The sequence below is a fragment of the Streptomyces sp. NPDC048057 genome (assembly GCF_040653095.1).
Lineage (GTDB): Bacteria > Actinomycetota > Actinomycetes > Streptomycetales > Streptomycetaceae > Streptomyces.
In genome coordinates this window covers 298,661-315,047 of record NZ_JBEZNF010000005.1, presented here as the reverse complement: position 1 = coordinate 315,047, position 16,387 = coordinate 298,661, and the positions used below count along the sequence as shown (strand labels likewise).

The following is a 16,387-nucleotide window of genomic DNA, read 5'->3' as shown; positions in this document are numbered from 1 at the left end:
ACATATTTGGCGTTGACTTTTGGCACGCTGTTGAGTTCTCAAGGAACGGACGCTTCCTTCAAGTCCCTCTCAGGACCCTCCGGGCTTTTCCCTTCGGTCTTGCGTTTCCAACCTTACCAGATGTTTTCTCGTCCGCTTCCGGACTTCGATTTCCATCAGGTGGCCGATTGGATTGGCCTTTTGCCTTTCGGCGTGTTCACTACGTTAACCGATTTCCCCGGCGACTCATAATCGAGTGGTTGGGATTGAATTTCGGCATGCCGAAATCGCACCCGTTTGGGTTCCTCGTAAGTAGTGGATGGCCGCTCCGGGGTGCTGAACAGCAGGCCCCGTTTCAAGCGGCTCGGGCTACGTTAGGCGGCTCGGATCGGCGAGTCAAGTTGCCCTCTTGCGCGGTGCGTGGGCCCGGTAGGGGCTGACCGTGGGGTCGCCGTCGATCCAAAAGCGCCAGGGGTGCAGGGCCCCTTCTCCGCCCACTCCGGTACGCGGGCCGTTGCGCACCAGGTCAGGGGTAGGCGACTGGCCGGGGTAGAGGGTCAGGGGGGCGTCGCCGCCCAGACAGAGGTCAGTGCCCTTCAGGACGTGGTCGACGTCGAGGGCCGTCGCGAGGCGTGCCGGACCTTTGGCCAGTTCCTTGTCGTATCGGGCCGAGAGTCGACGTTTGCGCGCGAGCTCCGCGCCCTTGATGATCTCCCCGGCGCGCAGCAGGACACCGCTCGCGTGGCCCTCCGGGCCACACACGACGTTCAGGCAGTGCCACATGCCGTAGGTGAAGTAGACGTATGCGTGTCCGGGCGGGCCGAACATGACGTCGTTGCGCGGGGTCCGGCCGCGGTAGGCGTGGGAGCCCGGGTCGACTTCGCCCGCGTACGCCTCGACCTCGGTGATGCGCAGCTCCAGGGGGCCGTCGTCGGTGCGGCGCACCAGGGTGCAGCCGAGGAGTTCCGGGGCGACCTCAAGGACGGGGCGGTCGAAGAACGACCGCGGGATGGGCGTACGGTCGGGGCGCTCGATCATGGCGTCCGAGGGTACCGGTGGAACCGGTACGGGGTGCCGTGCGTTTGAGTGGACGAGGCAATACCTAAGGGAGTGGAACGGGAATGGGCTTCAAGAAGCTGCTCGCCAGTCTGGGCGCAGGTGGTGCCTCGGTGGAGACGGTGCTCACCGAGGAGAACGTCGTGCCGGGCGGTGTCGTCCAGGGCGAGGTGCGGATCGAGGGCGGGTCGGTCGACCAGCAGATCGAGTCGCTCTCCGTCGGTCTGCAGGCGCGCGTCGAGGTCGAGAGCGGTGACCAGGAGGTCAAGCAGAACATCGAGTTCGTCAAGCAGCAGCTCGGCGGCGCGTTCGAGGTGAAGGCCGGGGCGGCGCACGTGGTGCCGTTCGGGCTGGAGATCCCGTGGGAGACGCCGGTCACCGCCATCGCCGGGCAGCAGCTGCGCGGGATGGACATCGGGGTGACGACGGAGCTGGCGATCGCGCGTGCGGTGGACTCCGGCGACCTCGACCCGATCCAGGTGCACCCGCTGCCGTCGCAGCAGGCGATCCTCGACGCCTTCATCCAGCTGGGCTTCCGCTTCAAGAGCGCGGACATGGAGCGCGGTCAGATCCGGGGCAGCCGTCAGCGGCTGCCGTTCTACCAGGAGATCGAGTTCTATCCGCCGCAGCAGTACCGGGGGCTGCACCAGGTCGAGGTGTCGTTCGTCGCCGACGACCGCGAGATGGACGTCGTCCTGGAGATGGACAAGAAGCCGGGGCTGTTCAGCGAGGGCAGCGACTCGTACAAGGCGTTCAAGGTCGGGCACCAGGACTTCGCTTCGACCGACTGGGCCGCGTATCTGAACCAGTGGCTCGCCGACGTCGGCGGCCGGCGCAACTGGCTCTGACCGAGCCCTAGGGCGCGTCTTATGGATCAGGCTGGATCAGGGTGGGGGTCCCCCCACGCCCTCCGGGCGTAGGGGGAGGGGTCTGGCGCCGTGGATCGCAAGGCGGAGGATGGGGGTACTCCCCCACGGCTACGCGTGGGGGCGCCCCCACCCGGGCCGCCAGGCCCAGGGGGAGAGCCAATGCGGTGGGGGTACCACCGTGCCCGCAGGGCACAGGGGGCCGTCGGTGACCGACGAGAACGCGGCGTGGGGGCACCTCCCGGGCCGAAGGCCCAGGGGGAGCGGCACCAGGGCACGCGAGCCCAGCAAGATCCATAAGACACGCCCTAGCTAGGGTCGTGGCACTACCGCACTACTTGACTGCGAACGGAAGGTTCGGACGTGACCGAGCAGAAGAGGGCTCCGCTGCCGCATGACTTCCACCCCGAGGTGCCGTCGTTCACGGTGGTGAGCGACGACCTGGCGCCGGGGGCGGTGCTCAAGGCCGACCAGGTCCACGCGGAGGGGAACGTCTCGCCGCACCTGCGGTGGGAGGGGTTCCCAGCCGGTGCCAAGAGCTTCGCGGTGACCTGCTTCGATCCGGACGCGCCGACCGGCAGCGGCTTCTGGCACTGGGTGCTCTTCGACATTCCGGCGTCGGTGACGGAGCTGCCGGCCGGTGCGGGCAGCGGCTCCTTGGAAGGGCTGCCGGCGGGTGCCGTGCACGTACGGAACGACTACGGGTCGAAGGACTTCGGCGGCGCCGCTCCCCCGGCGGGTGACGGGCCGCACCGCTACGTGTTCACGGTGTACGCGGTGGACAGCGAGAAGCTGGGGCCGGACGCCGACGTGTCGCCCGCCGTGGTCGGGTTCAACCTGCGGTTCCACACGCTGGGCCGGGCCCAGCTCGTCGGGGAGTACGAGGTCCCGGCCGCCGGCTGACGCTCCCCCGCGGTCGTACTGTTCGTTCGACTGTTGTTTGCCCTGTCCTGGTCTTGGAGAGATCAGGACAGGGCAGTTTTTTTGTCCACCGGCGTGCTCCAGGGCTCCCGGGGGACATCGATATTGCGTTGTCCATCTCGGCCTGCCCGGCCAGAGTTGATCCATCCGGGGCCCGCGGGGGGTGCCGGGCCGGTGAACGGAGGTGGGGGAACATGCGGGACACGCTGGTGCTCAACGCGAGCTTCGAGCCGCTGTCGACGGTGACGCTGAACCGTGCGGTGGTGCTGGTGCTCCAGGACAAGGCCGTCGTCGAACAGGCCCACCCCGACCTCCGTGTGCGCGCCGCCGCCGTGGAGCTACCGGTGCCCCGGGTGATCAGGCTCTGCCGGTACGTACGGGTCCCCTTCCGAAGACAGGCGCCGTGGTCGCGCAGGGGGGTGCTGGTGCGGGACCAGCACCGGTGCGCCTACTGCGGTAGGCGCGCGACGACCGTGGACCACGTGGTGCCGCGGTCGCACGGCGGTGCGGACAGTTGGCTGAACACGGTGGCCTCCTGCGCCGAGGACAACCACCGCAAGGCGGACCGCACGCCGGAGCAGGCGGGGATGCCGCTGCTGTTCGAGCCGTTCGTACCGTCTCCGGCGGACGCGATGCTGCTGGGGATGCGGTCCGGTGAGCGGTCCGCGCTGCCGGACTGGCTGCGGGCCCAGCCCGCTGCGTGAGGCTTCGTGGTCGAGGGCTCGTTCCCGTACGGGAGCGGGCCCTTCGTCGTACGGTCGCGGCGGCTCAGCCGTAGCGGTACAGCACGAGCTGGACCAGGGCGACGGTGCCGACGACGACGATGAGGGCGCGCAGGACCTTCGGGGAGAGCTTGCGGCCGACCTTCGCGCCCAGTTGGCCGCCGATGGTGGAGCCGACGGCGATCAGGGCGACGGCGGTCCAGTCGAAGTCGGCGACGAAGAGGAAGAAGACCGCGGCGACGCTGTTGACGACGGCGGCGAGGATGTTCTTCGTGGCGTTGAGGCGCTGGAGGGTGTCGTTGATCAACATGCCCATCAGGGCCATGTAGATGATGCCCTGGGCGGCGGTGAAGTAGCCGCCGTAGACGCTGGCCAGCAGGATGCCGACGAGCAGCAGGGGGCCGCCGTCGGGGTGGGTGGTGGTGCCGTTGGCCTCGCGGCGGCGCTGGACGGCGGCGGAGATCCGGGGCTGGAGGATGACCAGCGCGAGGGCGAGGGTGACCAGGATCGGGACGATTGTCTCGAAGGCCGTGCTGGGGAGGGTGAGCAGCAGGGCCGCGCCGGTGACGCCGCCGACCGTGGCGACGGCGGCGAGGCGCAGGACGCGGCGGCGCTGGCCGGTGAGTTCGGCGCGGTAGCCGATGGCGCCGCTGATGGAGCCGGCGACCAGGCCGAGGCCGTTGGAGACGGTGGCGGTGACCGGCGACAGTCCGACGGCGAGCAGCACCGGGAAGGTGATCAAGGTGCCGGAGCCGACGATGGTGTTGATCGTCCCGGCGCTGATGCCCGCCGCGAAGACGGCGAGCATCTCCCAGATGGTCACGGTGGGCCCCCCATGATCGGTGCGGTGAGCACCGATCATGCCAAGCAGCGGCGGTCCTAGTCGACCGGGGGTACTTCGCGGCGCTCGACGCCGGTGTCGGGGGCCTTGGCTCCGGTGTTGAAGCCCGGGACGCCTCCGCCGAGGTTACCGAAGGCGCCGGAGAGGCCCTTGAGGGCGTCGCCGATCTCGCTGGGGACGATCCAGAGCTTGTTGGCGTCGCCCTCGGCGATCTTCGGGAGCATCTGGAGGTACTGGTACGAGAGCAGCTTCTGGTCCGGGTCGCCGGCGTGGATGGACTCGAAGACGGTCCGGATGGCCTGGGCCTCGCCCTCGGCGCGCAGGGCGGCGGCCTTCGCCTCGCCCTCGGCGCGCAGGATGGCCGACTGCTTCTCGCCCTCGGCGGTGAGGATCTGCGACTGCCTGATGCCCTCGGCGGTGAGGATCGCGGCGCGCTTGTCCCGGTCTGCGCGCATCTGCTTCTCCATCGAGTCCTGGATGGAGGTGGGCGGCTCGATGGCCTTCAGCTCGACGCGGTTGACGCGGATGCCCCACTTGCCGGTGGCCTCGTCGAGGACGCCGCGCAGGGCCGCGTTGATCTCCTCGCGGGAGGTGAGGGTCCGCTCCAGGTCCATGCCGCCGATGATGTTCCGCAGGGTGGTGACGGTCAGCTGCTCGATGGCCTGGATGTAGCTGGCGACCTCGTAGGTCGCGGCGCGGGCGTCGGTGACCTGGTAGTAGATGACGGTGTCGATGTTGACGACCAGGTTGTCCTGGGTGATCACCGGCTGCGGCGGGAAGGGGACGACCTGTTCACGCAGGTCGATGCGGTTGCGGATGGAGTCGATGAACGGCACCACGATGTTCAGGCCCGCGTTCAGGGTGCGGGTGTAGCGGCCGAACCGCTCGACGATGGCTGCGCTGGCCTGCGGGATGACCTGGATCGTCTTGATCAGGGCGATGAAGACCAGCACCACCAAAATGATCAGGACGATGATGATCGGTTGCATCGCGTTCCCCGTGCCCTTCGCTGCCGGATGATGGTGTGATGATGATCGAGTTTCCCAGATCGACGGCCGTTGTGGAGCCGGTTCCGGCCACCTGACGCCGGCTGTGTCACATCACGACGGCCGTGGCGCCGTCGATCTCGACCACGTCGACCTGTTGGCCCGCCTCGAAGCTCATCGCGGCGTCGAGCGGGCGGGCCGACCACACCTCGCCGGCCAGCTTGATCCGACCGCCGTTGGCGTCGACCCGTTCCAGTACGACCGCTTGACGGCCCTTCAGCGCGTCCACCCCGCTGCTGAACTCCGGGCGTCCCGTGCGGTGCCGGGCCGCGAGGGGGCGCACGACGGCGATGAGCGCGACGGAGACGACCACGAAGACAAGCACCTGGGCGACGATCCCGCCGCCGAGCGCCGCGACGACGGCCGCGGCGACCGCGCCCGCCGACAGCATGCCGAATTCGGGCATCGCCGTCAGGACGAGCGGAATGCCCAGTCCGACCGCGCCGATCAGCCACCACACCCATGCGTCGATTTCCACATGGTCATGGTAGGTGCGCGGGTCGGCTCGGGACAGGGGGCATCGGCCCCGGAAGGGGGATCGGGCCGGATCGGAGCCTCAGCCCAGGGGGAGGCCGTGGGCCGTCCAGCGGTCGGCCGCGTGCTCGACGACCAGGGGGAGGCCGAAGCAGCGGGAGAGGTTGCGGGAGGTCAGCTCCATCTCGATGGGGCCCGCGGCGAGGACCTTGCCCTGGCGGATCATCAGGACGTGGGTGAAGCCGGGGGCGATCTCCTCGACGTGGTGCGTGACCATGATCATCGAGGGGGCCAGCGGGTCCCGGGCGAGCCGGCCGAGGCGGCGGACCAGGTCTTCGCGGCCTCCGAGGTCGAGCCCGGCGGCGGGCTCGTCGAGGAGGAGCAGCTCGGGGTCGGTCATCATGGCGCGGGCGATCAGGGTGCGCTTGCGCTCACCCTCGGAGAGGGTGCCGAACCGTCGGTCCAGGTACTCCGTCATGCCGAGGCGGTCGAGGAAGGCGCGGGCGCGCTCCTCGTCGACCGGGTCGTAGTCCTCGTGCCAGGTGGCGGTCATGCCGTACGCGGCGGTCAGCACGGTCTGCAGGACCGTCTGGCGCTGGGGCAGCTTCTCCGACATGGCGATGCCGGCCACGCCGATGCGCGGGCGGAGTTCGAAGACGTCGACGTCGCCGAGGCGCTCGTCGAGGATGCGGACGGTGCCGGTGGTCGGGAAGAGGTAGCTGGACGCGAGGTTGAGCAGGGTGGTCTTGCCCGCGCCGTTGGGGCCGAGGATGACCCAGCGCTCCCCTTCCTTGACGGACCAGGAGACGTCGTCCACCAGAGCGCGTCCGTCGCGGACCACGGATACGTCCACCAGCTCCAGTACATCGCTCATGAGCGCGTTGTCTCCCCATGCAGTCGTGTTCAGGTCGCGAGGGCTTGACGCCGGTGGGCAGCCCCCTCAGGGAAATCTACGCCACTGGTGGGACGAGTCGGCGCCCCGGTCCGTTCCTTGGGCGGCGTGCGGGGCGGAACGGGGAGGTACGGGGAGGTGCGCGCGGGCGGTTCGGCGCGCGCTTGGGGGCGTCGTCGCCGGGTCCTTACGCTGGGGGCATGCTCTCTGATCCCTCGGAACCACGTTCAGGTCGGCTCGCGGCGTGGGGCAACGCCCTGTTGGCCGGGGCCGTGTCGCCCGACGACGCAGCGGAGGCGGTCGTCGGCGACGACGCGGTGCACCGGGTGACGGGGTTGCCCGGCGAGTCCGGGCCGGTCGGGCTGACGCTGGCACTGGGTCGGCTGCGGGCCCTCGGGGTCTGCGGGTGGCGGGTCGCGCTGCCGGTGCCGGGGCATCCGCTGGGGCTCAGCGGGCCGCCGGAGTTCAACCGGCGGGCGCTGGAGGCGGAGGAGGCGGTCGTCGGGTACGGCGCGCCGTACGGGCTGGTGCCGCAGGTGCACGAGGCGGGTTCACCGGGTGATCTGCACGTGGAGGTCGTCTGGGAGTGTCTGCCGGTGCGGGAGGCGATGCCGGCGGACGTGCCGTCCCTGGGCGAGGCGGAGCGGGAGTTGGCGGAGGGGCTGCGGGAGGCGACGGCGGCGCTGTCGCAGCTCGACGTGGCGGCGTCGGGGCCGGTGGCTGAGGCGGCGATCGACGCGTACCGGGCGCGTGCGGAGGCGGGGCGGGCGGGGCTGGCCCCGGGGTATCCGCCGCGGGCGGTACGGGTGTGGGAGCTGGCGCAGCGGGTCGGGCTGCTGATCTCGCTGGCGTACGAGCAGGGGCACGGCGGCGCGGTGAGCGCTTCGGAGATGGCGGCGCGGGGGGAGGCGCTGCGGCCGGTGGAGCGGGTGGCGAGGCGGGCGCGGGTTGCGGCGTACAACTCGTACGTGGAGGAGTTGGAGCGGGGCGTGTAGGGCCTGCCCCGCTCCAGCGTGCGGCTGAGCACGGGCTGGCGGCTCGCGGCTGCACGCTCGTCGTGAGTTCTCCGCGCCCCCAGGCGCCTGCCCACTCGGGACAGACCGATATCGCGCGGCCAACCGTTCGTTATGGTTTGTCGCGCAGTTCCTCCCCCTACGCCCAGAGGGCATGGGAGGTACCCCCAGCGCCCCTGTTTGCCTTCCCCCGTCACATGTCTGCGGGCTGGAGGACAGGCTTTCAGGGGCGCGGGGAATCGACGGGCGCTGGTCAGCCGTTGACCGCGGCGTTGGCGAAGGCGGGGTTCAGGAGGCCGATCACGTTGATCGAGTTGCCGGAGACGTTCACCGGGACGTGGACCGGGACCTGGACCGCGTTGCCGGAGGCGACGCCCGGGGAGTTGGTCGCGGCGCCGTGGGCGTGCGCACCGGGGGTCGCGGAGGCGATGCCGGCGCCGGCGGCGACGAGACCGCCGGTGATCATGGTGATGGCGGCGGCCTTCTTCAGGTTCTTCACGTGGGTCATCCTCCTGGGCGTTCGCCGCGGCGGGTCCGCCGCGGCACGCACTGGAGAACGGCGAACGGACGATCAGGATGCGCCGTCCGGGTGATGTCCACCCGACAGTATGAATCTCCGATCAACGGGAACCGCGGCGGGACGCGCGGGTCAGTCGGTGAGGCCGTGGCGTACGGCCCACAGCGCGGCCTGCGTTCGGTCCGCCAGGTCGAGTTTCATCAGGATGTTCGAGACGTGCGTCTTGACGGTCTTCTCGGAGAGGACGAGGGCGCGGGCGATCTCCCGGTTGGAGCGGCCGTCCGCGATCAGGCCGAGGACCTCGCGCTCCCGTTCGGTGAGGCTGCTGCCCCGGCCGGGGCCGGTGGTCGGGTCGTCCTGGGTGAGCAGGGCCCCGGCGACCTCGGGCTGGAGGAGCACGTGTCCGGCGTGCACGGAGCGGATGGCGCCGGCGAGCGCTTCGGGATCGACGTCCTTGTACACGTATCCGGAGGCGCCGGCGCGCAGGGCGGGGACGACGGTGCGCTGCTCGGTGAAGCTGGTGACGATGAGGATCTTTGCGGGGTTGGCCAGCTCGCGCAGCCGCCGCAGGGCCTCGATGCCGTCGGTGCCGGGCATCTTGACGTCCATCAGGACGACGTCCGGCTTCAGCTCCTCGGCGCGGGCGACCCCCTCGGCACCGTCGCCGGCCTCGCCGACGACCTCGATGTCGTCCTGGACCTCCAGGAACGTCCGCAGTCCGCGGCGGACGACCTGGTGGTCGTCGACGAGCAGGACGCGGATCATGCGGTCACCCACCGGGGACCTCCATTTCGATGGTGGTGCCCTTGCCGGGCGCGGAGTGGACGCGGAGCCGGCCGCCGACGCCGCTCGCGCGGTCGCGCATGGAGACCAGGCCCAGGTGGCGGCCGGCCCGCCGGACCGTGCGGGGCTCGAAGCCCTTGCCGTTGTCGGTGACGCTGAGGACGGCGCCCTGGCCGCGGCGGGCGAGGACCACGTCGACGCGGTCGCCCTCGGAGTGGCGCAGGGCGTTGTGGAGGGCTTCCTGGGCGACGCGCAGCAGGGCCTCCTCCTGGGCGGCGGGCAGGGCCTTGGTGCCACAGGTGTCGAAGGTGACCCGGGCGGAGTGGGCCCGGTCGAGGACCTGTATCTGGGTGCGCAGGGTGTTGATCAGGCCGTCCTCGTCCAGGGCTGCGGGGCGCAACTCCACGACGGCGGCCCGCAGCTCGTCCGCGGCCTCCGCGGCGAGGGCGGCGACCTGCTGGAGTTCGCCCTTGGCGCGGGCCGGGTCGCGGTCGACGAGGGCGGCGGCGGCCTGGGCGGTCAGCCGCAGGGAGAAGAGCTTCTGGCTGACGGCGTCGTGGAGTTCGTGGGCGAGCCGGGAGCGTTCCTCGGCGATGGTCAGTTCGCGGCTGCGTTCGTACAGCCGGGCGTTGGTGAGGGCGATGGCCGCGTGCTGCGCGAGGATCGACAGGAGTTCCTCGTCCGATGCGGTGAAGCCGCAGCCGCCGTCGGTCCTGGGGCAGCGCTTGTTGGCGAGGAAGAGGGCGCCGATGATCTCGTCGCCGTCCTTGATGGGCAGGCCGAGGAAGTCGGACAGCTCGGGGTGGGCGCTGGGCCAGCCGCCGAAGCGGGGGTCCTCGCGGACGTCCGCGAGGCGTTCGGTGCGGGCGTCGTGGAGCATCGCGGCGAGGACGCCGTGCTGCCGGGGCAGCGGGCCGATCGCCTTCCACTGGGCGTCGCTGACGCCGTCGACCACGAACTGGGCGAAGCCGCCGTGGTCGTCGGGGACGCCGAGGGCCGCGTACTCCGCGTCCAGGAGTTCGCGCGCCGAGGCCACGATCGTCTTGAGGACGTCGCGGACCTCCAGGTGCCGGCTCATGGCGAGGAGTGCGGTGCTCACGGCCGAGAGGCCGGAACGCGGTCGATGGCTCATGGACCTCACGGTACCGGCGCGGGTGACCGTGCGTATCGGGCCGTCGACGGCGTCCGCTTAGGGCTCGGGTCCTAGGTCGAAGTGCCTTGTCGGATGGGGTCTCGGGGACGAGGTGGCGGGCCGCGGCCCCTTTCTACGGTGGGGGCGTCGGGCGTCGGCGTGTCCCGCGCCCGGGCCCGCGGGCACCGCGGGCGACCAGAGCACGTGAACACAGAGGGGATGGCCGACATGCCGGTAGCGCTGATCACGGGTGGTTCGAAGGGTCTGGGACGGGCGCTGGCGCTGGCGCTGGCCGAGCGGGGTTGGGACCTGGTGCTGAGTGCCAGGACGGCGTCGGTGCTGGCCGAGAGCGCCGAGCAGGTCGGGGCGCACGGGACGCACGTGGTGGCGGTCCCCGGGGACGTGGCGGACGCCGCGCACCGCGCTGAGCTGGTGGCGACGGCGCGCCGGCTCGGCGGTCTGGACCTGCTGGTGAGCAATGCGAGCGTGCTGGGTGCGGAGCCTTTGGTGCGGCTGGACGAGCTGTCGCTGGAGGGGCTGCGGGTGGCGCTGGAGACGAACGTGGTGGCCGCGCTGGGTCTGGTCCAGGAGGCGCTGCCGCTGCTGCGGGAGTCGTCGGCGGGCACGGTGATCGCGATCAGCTCGGACGCGGCGGCGGAGGCGTACGAGACGTGGGGCGGTTACGGGGCCTCGAAGGCGGCGCTGGACCACCTGGCGGCGGTCCTCGGGGTCGAGGAGCCGCGGCTGCGGGTGTGGGCGGTGGACCCGGGCGACATGGACACCGATCTGTACGCCGCCGCGGTCCCGGACGACGACGAGCCGCGGCCGACGCCCGAGTCGGTGGTCCCCGGCTTCCTGCGGCTGCTGGACGAGCGTCCGGTGAGCGGACGGTACGGGGCCCCTGCGCTCCTGGGGTCGGTGTGACCGGCCCGGGCGGCCCCTGTCGCCACCAGGGCGCGGCGGAGGCCGCCGCGCTGGCCGGGGCGGCCCTGGAGTCGCTGACGGTGCCCGACGCGCTGTCGGCGCGGGTGCCGGCGGAGGTGCGGGGCGCCGGCCGGGACGACGTACGGCTGCTGGTGTCCCGCGGGGAGCGGGTGTCCCACCACTCGTTCCGTGCGCTGCCGGCGCTGCTGCGGGCCGGGGACGTCCTGGTGGTGAACACCTCCGCCACGCTGCCCGCGGCCGTGAACGGCCGCCTGGGCGGCGTGCCGGTCGTCGTCCACTTCTCCACGCGCGGGGACGACGGGCGGTGGGCGGTGGAGCTGAGGTCGCCGGACGGGGCGGGCAGCAGCCGACGGCGCCCGGGCGGGCCGGCCGGGGCCGCGGTGCGGCTGCCGGGCGGGGCGCGGCTGGTGCTGGTGCGGCCGTTGGCGCCGGGGGCGGACCGGCTGTGGTGGGCGGAGGCGTCGGTGGGGGTGCCGGAGCTGCTGCGCCGCTACGGGCGGCCGATCCGTTACGCGTACACCTTGCGGGACCAGCCGCTGTCGGCGTACCAGACGGTCTTCGCGCTCCCCTCCCCCGACGGGGCGGGTTCGGCGGAGATGCCGAGCGCGGCGCGGCCCTTCACGGCGGGGCTGGTGGCGGAGCTGGTGAGTCGGGGGGTGCAGTTCGCGCCGGTGGTGCTGCACACGGGGGTGGCGTCCGCGGAGGCGCACGAGCCGCCGTATCCGGAGCGGTACGCGGTGCCGGCGACGACGGCGTGGCTGGTGAACGCGGCCCGGGCGGGCGGGGGCCGGGTGGTGGCGGTGGGGACAACGGCCGTACGGGCCCTGGAGTCCTCGGCACGGGGGACCGGAGCGGGCGGGCGCGGGGTGGTGCGCCCGGCGGCGGGGTGGACGGACCTGGTGGTCACGCCCGAGCGCGGGGTGCGCGTGGTGGACGGGCTCCTCACCGGGCTGCACGAGCCCGCGGCCTCGCATCTGCTGATGTTGGAGGCGATCGCGGGGCGACCGGCCCTCGCCCGTGCGTATGAGGCGGCACTGCGGGGCCGCTATCTGTGGCATGAGTTCGGGGACGTGCATCTCCTCCTCCCGGATGACCGCCGATAAGAGTCCTCACACATTGAGTTGCTGCTGCAACTCAATGTGAAATCGAAGGGGGCTCGATGTGAGCCCGGGCATAGGACGCAGGTCACTTACGAATCTCCCTAGTGGAGACATAAGGGCCCTGTGAGCGGGGACTGAGGGGGATCAAGGGCGTTATCGGGGCGCCCTTGTCCACTATCCAGGGTCGTACGTCACATGATTGCCACGGGTTTTTGCTGGCGCTAAGAATTACCTCTCGTCGCCGCCCGCCGTGGAGCGCAGCGCCATTCCGGCGAGCTGATTGCGACTTCCCCGATCCGAAGAGGTACGTCTGTATGTCCGCGACCAGTATCCGTATGACCAAGACCCGCAAGGTCTCGATCGCCGGTATCGCCGCCGCCGGTGTTGCAGCCATCACCCTCTCCCTGGTGCCCGTGGGCGCCACCGAGGCGCAGGCCGCCCCGGTGACCTCCGCCGCCCCGGCCGCCGCCGCCACCCTGAACACCGAGGCCGTCCAGGCGGGCGTCCTCAAGACGGGCCTGGAGGCCCAGAAGAGCAGCATCGACGCGCAGGTCCAGGAGGCCGTGCAGCAGGCCGTCCAGGCCGAGAAGGACGCCAAGGCCGCCGCTGAGGCCGCGGTGCAGAAGGCCGCGGCCGACGCCGCCGCCAAGAAGGCCGAGGTCGCGAAGAAGGCCGCGGAGGCCGTCAAGGCCGCCAAGCCGGTCGCGCAGAAGGTCGCCGCCGCCGCGCCGCAGTCCTTCCCGAACAACCTCGACGGCTGGATCCGCGAGGCCATGTCCATCATGGACAAGCACGACATCCCGGGTTCCTACGAGGGGCTGCACCGCAACATCATGCGGGAGTCCAGCGGTAACCCGAACGCGATCAACAACTGGGACATCAACGCCCAGAACGGCATCCCGTCCAAGGGCCTGCTCCAGGTCATCCAGCCGACCTTCAACACGTACCACGTGTCCGGCACCGAGTTCGACCTGTACGACCCGGTCGCCAACATCGTCGCCGCGGCCAACTACGCCGCCGACCGCTACGGCTCGATCGACAACGTCTTCGGCGCCTACTGAGCCGAAGGACACACAGACGCCTGGGGAGTGTCTTCAAAGTAGCGTCGTCCGCCCTTGGGGCGGGCCTGGCGGGGTCTGGTGCGTGCGATCGCAAGGCGGAGGAGGAAGTCAATGCGGTGGGGGTACCTCCCGTGCCCGCAGGGCACAGGGGGCCATTGGCGACCGACGACAACACCGCGAGCGTGCGTGCCAGACCCCGCCAGGCAGACGGGACTTTGAAGACACGACCAAGGGCGGCACCCCCCAGGGGGTGCCGCCCTCCGCGTGCGTTCGGGGCCGCTACTTGCGCATGACCTCCGGCTCGTGGCGGCGCAGCAGCCGGGCGACCACGATGCCGCAGACCACGCCGATGGCCAGCAGCACGCCGACGTTCATGCCCCACTGCCCGGCGGTGGCCTCCCACAGCGGGTCGAGGTCGTCGGGCTTCTGCTGGTCCCACGGCGGCATCAGCCGGCCGAGGTCGAGCGTGGCGGCGGAGCCGGCGATGGCCCAGCGGGACGGCATCAGATAGGCGAACTGCTCCAGGCCCGGCGAGCCGTACACCTTGAAGAGGATGCCGGTGAAGACGACCTGGACGATCGCGAACATCACCAGCAGCGGCATGGTCTTCTCGGCGGTCTTGACCAGCGAGGAGATCACCAGGCCGAACATCATCGAGGTGAAGCCCAGGGCGATGACCACCAGGCACAGCTCGACCGCCGGCGGCATCAGCAGGCCCTCGTCGGGCAGCTCGCGGGTGGCGAAGCCGATGCCGCAGATGATCACGCCCTGGAGGGCCGTGATCATCCCGAGGACGACCACCTTGGACATCAGGTACGCGGAGCGGGACAGGCCGGTGGCGCGCTCCCGCTCGTAGATCACCCGTTCCTTGATCAGCTCGCGCACCGAGTTCGCCGCGCCGGAGAAGCACATGCCGACCGCGAGGATCAGCATGATCGTGCCGGCGTCGCCGTTGAACTGCGCCTTGCCGTCGTCGGGGGCGGCCAGGCCGTAGTCGGCCGGGATCACCACGCTGACCAGGCCGAGGACGGCCGGCAGGATCACCATCAGGGCCATGAAGCCCTTGTCGGAGCCGATGACGGAGAGGTAGCGGCGCATCAGCGTGAAGAGCTGGGCGCCCCAGCTCTGCGGCTTCGGCGGGCGCATCTGCTGCGGTGACGGCATGCTCACGGGCTGGGCCGCGGCGGCCGGGTCGCCGCCCGCCTCCGCCGCGTACATCTGGTAGTGCTGCGAGCCGCGCCAGCGGCCCGCCCAGTCGTAGTCGCGGTAGTTCTCGAAGGCGGAGAAGACGTCGGCCCAGGTGCCGTAGCCGAAGAAGTTCAGGGCCTCGCCGGGCGGCCCGAAGTAGGCGACCGCGCCGCCGGGCGCCATGACCAGGAGCTTGTCGCACTGGTTCAGCTCGGCGACGGAGTGCGTGACCACCAGGACGGTGCGGCCGTCGTCGGCCAGTCCGCGCAGCAGCATCATGACGTCGCGGTCCATACCCGGGTCGAGACCGGAGGTCGGCTCGTCCAGGAAGATCAGCGACGGCTTGGTCAGCAGTTCCAGGGCGACGGAGACCCGCTTGCGCTGGCCGCCGGAGAGCGAGGTGACCTTCTTGTCCCGGTGGATGTCGAGCTTCAGCTCGCGCAGCACCTCCTCGATGCGGGCCTCGCGCTCCGCGGTGGCGGTGTCGCCCGGGAAGCGGAGCTTGGCCGCGTAGCGCAGCGCCTTGAGGACGGTCAGCTCCTTGTGGAGGATGTCGTCCTGCGGGACCAGGCCGATGCGCTGGCGGAGCTCGGCGAACTGCTTGTACAGGCTCCGGCCGTCGTACAGGACGTCGCCCTGGTTGGCGGGGCGGTAGCCGGTGAGCGCCTTGAGGAGGGTCGACTTGCCGGACCCGGAGGGGCCGATCACGCCGATCAGGGACTTCTCCGGGACGCCGAAGGAGACGTCCCGCAGGATCTGCTTGCCACCCTCGACGGTGACCGTGAGGTTGCGGGCGGAGAAGGTGACCTCGCCGGTGTCGACGAACTCCTCCAGCCGGTCGCCGACGATCCGGAAGGTGGAGTGGCCGACGCCGACGATGTCGCCCGGGCCGATGACGACGGTCTGGGACTTGGCCATCGGCTGGCCGTTGACGTACGTGCCGTTGTGCGAGCCGAGGTCCCGGAGCTGGAAGCGGCCGTCCGGGGTGGCGGTGAACTCGGCGTGGTGGCGCGAGACCTGGAGGTCGGCGACGACGAGTTCGTTCTCCAGGGCTCGGCCGATGCGCATGACGCGGCCGAGTGCCAGCTGGTGGAAGGTGGTGGGGCTGCGGTCGCCGTACACGGGCGGGGCCCCCGCGGCCCCGCCGTGTGCCTGCTGTGCAGCGCCGGCTTGAGGAGGTATGTGCGGCAGGTGCTGCGGCGCCTGCTGCGGGGCCGGTATGTGCTGTTGGTTCGGTACGGGCTGCTGGTGCTGGTGTTGCTGCTGGGGCCAGCCCTGCTGCGGCGGCTGACCCTGGGCGGCGGCGGCCGGATACGGCGCGGGCGCGGCCTGGGCCGGCTGCGCCGGTACGGACTGTGCCGCCGCCGGGGAGCCGACGGCGCTCACGGGCGGGGCCGAGAGGCCCAGCCGCGGACCGTCGGTGGCGTTGCCGAGCCGCACCGCGGAACCGGCGGTGATCTCGGTCTGTTGGATCCGGTGGCCCTCCACGTACGTGCCGTTGGTGCTGCCGTGGTCCTCGATCACCCAGCCGCGACCGCTCCAGCTGATGCTGGCGTGCCGCCAGGAGACCCGGGCGTCCTCGAAGACCACGTCCCCTTGGGGGTCCCGCCCCAGGGTGTACGACCTGGACGGATCGAGCGTCCAGGTCCTTCCGTTCATTTCCAGTACGAGTTCTCGCACTCCCTGCCCCACTTGCTTGTCCCCCGAATTACCCCCGCCACGGGGAGTCTAGGGATGGCGAACAATGGGGGGAACTATTTCAGGCGCGGCCCCTTCGCTGGTAGTCGGGCTGGTGAGGGCGCTCAAGTGCCGTACTGGACAGGCCCGTTGACGACGGAGGGGCGGGCGCGG

At 71.0% G+C, this 16,387-nt stretch carries 17 protein-coding genes; 8 read left to right on the top strand and 9 right to left on the bottom strand.

Annotated elements, in window-relative coordinates; all coding sequences use genetic code 11:
• On the top strand, positions 1-231 hold a 231-nt coding region (locus tag AB0E05_RS08205; protein WP_361960550.1), incomplete at its 5' end, for a hypothetical protein.
• A gap of 144 nt (positions 232-375) precedes the next feature.
• Here AB0E05_RS08205 and AB0E05_RS08200 read toward each other — a convergent pair.
• The gene (locus AB0E05_RS08200) at positions 376-1,017 is read right to left on the bottom strand and encodes a DNA-3-methyladenine glycosylase (protein ID WP_361960548.1); all 642 of its coding nucleotides are present in this window, start codon (positions 1,015-1,017) and stop codon (positions 376-378) included.
• 83 nt (positions 1,018-1,100) lie between these two features.
• Between AB0E05_RS08200 and AB0E05_RS08195 the strand changes: the two genes are divergently transcribed.
• From AB0E05_RS08195 to AB0E05_RS08185, 3 genes are all read left to right on the top strand, one after another.
• Positions 1,101-1,883: a sporulation protein gene (locus tag AB0E05_RS08195; RefSeq protein WP_361960546.1), complete on the top strand. Its 783-nt coding sequence runs from the start codon at positions 1,101-1,103 to the stop codon at positions 1,881-1,883.
• A 381-nt stretch (positions 1,884-2,264) separates the two neighbouring features.
• A complete protein-coding gene (locus AB0E05_RS08190) occupies positions 2,265-2,804 on the top strand; it encodes a YbhB/YbcL family Raf kinase inhibitor-like protein (protein ID WP_361960544.1) in 540 nt (179 codons plus the stop codon).
• A 212-nt stretch (positions 2,805-3,016) separates the two neighbouring features.
• Positions 3,017-3,526, top strand: coding sequence for an HNH endonuclease (locus AB0E05_RS08185; RefSeq protein ID WP_361960542.1), 510 nt, complete (start codon positions 3,017-3,019; stop codon positions 3,524-3,526).
• 64 nt (positions 3,527-3,590) lie between these two features.
• On the opposite strand, the gene AB0E05_RS08180 is transcribed toward AB0E05_RS08185, so the two are convergent.
• The 4 genes from AB0E05_RS08180 to AB0E05_RS08165 all read right to left on the bottom strand — a co-directional run bounded on the left by AB0E05_RS08180 (position 3,591) and on the right by AB0E05_RS08165 (position 6,779).
• The gene (locus AB0E05_RS08180) at positions 3,591-4,367 is read right to left on the bottom strand and encodes a sulfite exporter TauE/SafE family protein (RefSeq protein ID WP_361960540.1); all 777 of its coding nucleotides are present in this window, start codon (positions 4,365-4,367) and stop codon (positions 3,591-3,593) included.
• 56 nt (positions 4,368-4,423) lie between these two features.
• Entirely contained in the window at positions 4,424-5,374 is a 951-nt protein-coding gene (locus tag AB0E05_RS08175) for an SPFH domain-containing protein (RefSeq protein WP_361960538.1), read from the bottom strand.
• Positions 5,375-5,480: 106 nt separating this feature from the next.
• On the bottom strand, positions 5,481-5,909 hold the full coding sequence (locus AB0E05_RS08170; protein WP_361960536.1) for an NfeD family protein: 429 nt from the start codon (positions 5,907-5,909) through the stop codon (positions 5,481-5,483).
• Between the two features lie 78 nt (positions 5,910-5,987).
• Positions 5,988-6,779, bottom strand: coding sequence for an ABC transporter ATP-binding protein (locus AB0E05_RS08165; protein WP_361960534.1), 792 nt, complete (start codon positions 6,777-6,779; stop codon positions 5,988-5,990).
• Positions 6,780-6,997: 218 nt separating this feature from the next.
• Here AB0E05_RS08165 and AB0E05_RS08160 point away from each other — a divergent pair, with 218 nt between their 5' ends.
• Complete coding sequence (locus AB0E05_RS08160; RefSeq protein ID WP_361960532.1) at positions 6,998-7,792, top strand: hypothetical protein; 795 nt, start codon at positions 6,998-7,000, stop codon at positions 7,790-7,792.
• Positions 7,793-8,063: 271 nt separating this feature from the next.
• Here the strand turns inward: AB0E05_RS08160 and AB0E05_RS08155 are convergent, their stop codons facing one another.
• The 3 genes from AB0E05_RS08155 to AB0E05_RS08145 form a co-directional block, all read right to left on the bottom strand.
• Complete coding sequence (locus AB0E05_RS08155; RefSeq protein WP_361537658.1) at positions 8,064-8,309, bottom strand: chaplin; 246 nt, start codon at positions 8,307-8,309, stop codon at positions 8,064-8,066.
• Between the two features lie 150 nt (positions 8,310-8,459).
• Positions 8,460-9,104, bottom strand: a complete 645-nt coding sequence (locus AB0E05_RS08150) for a response regulator transcription factor (protein WP_361960530.1) — start codon at positions 9,102-9,104, stop codon at positions 8,460-8,462.
• Complete coding sequence (locus tag AB0E05_RS08145; RefSeq protein ID WP_361960528.1) at positions 9,097-10,242, bottom strand: GAF domain-containing sensor histidine kinase; 1,146 nt, start codon at positions 10,240-10,242, stop codon at positions 9,097-9,099. The genes AB0E05_RS08150 and AB0E05_RS08145 overlap by 8 nt, the downstream gene beginning before the upstream one ends.
• Before the next feature lie 228 nt (positions 10,243-10,470).
• On the opposite strand from AB0E05_RS08145, the gene AB0E05_RS08140 reads away from it, so the two are divergent.
• From AB0E05_RS08140 to AB0E05_RS08130, 3 genes are all read left to right on the top strand, one after another.
• Complete coding sequence (locus AB0E05_RS08140; RefSeq protein ID WP_361960526.1) at positions 10,471-11,166, top strand: SDR family NAD(P)-dependent oxidoreductase; 696 nt, start codon at positions 10,471-10,473, stop codon at positions 11,164-11,166.
• 50 nt (positions 11,167-11,216) lie between these two features.
• Positions 11,217-12,290 carry an S-adenosylmethionine:tRNA ribosyltransferase-isomerase gene (locus AB0E05_RS08135; RefSeq protein WP_361960590.1) on the top strand — a complete coding sequence of 358 codons (1,074 nt, stop codon included), beginning with the start codon at positions 11,217-11,219 and terminating at the stop codon, positions 12,288-12,290.
• A gap of 311 nt (positions 12,291-12,601) precedes the next feature.
• Positions 12,602-13,348 (top strand): transglycosylase SLT domain-containing protein, encoded by a 747-nt coding sequence (locus AB0E05_RS08130; RefSeq protein WP_361960524.1) that lies wholly within the window; start codon positions 12,602-12,604, stop codon positions 13,346-13,348.
• A gap of 279 nt (positions 13,349-13,627) precedes the next feature.
• Here AB0E05_RS08130 and AB0E05_RS08125 read toward each other — a convergent pair whose 3' ends face one another.
• Positions 13,628-16,195: an FHA domain-containing protein gene (locus AB0E05_RS08125; RefSeq protein WP_361960522.1), complete on the bottom strand. Its 2,568-nt coding sequence runs from the start codon at positions 16,193-16,195 to the stop codon at positions 13,628-13,630.
• Positions 16,196-16,387: the final 192 nt, after the last annotated feature.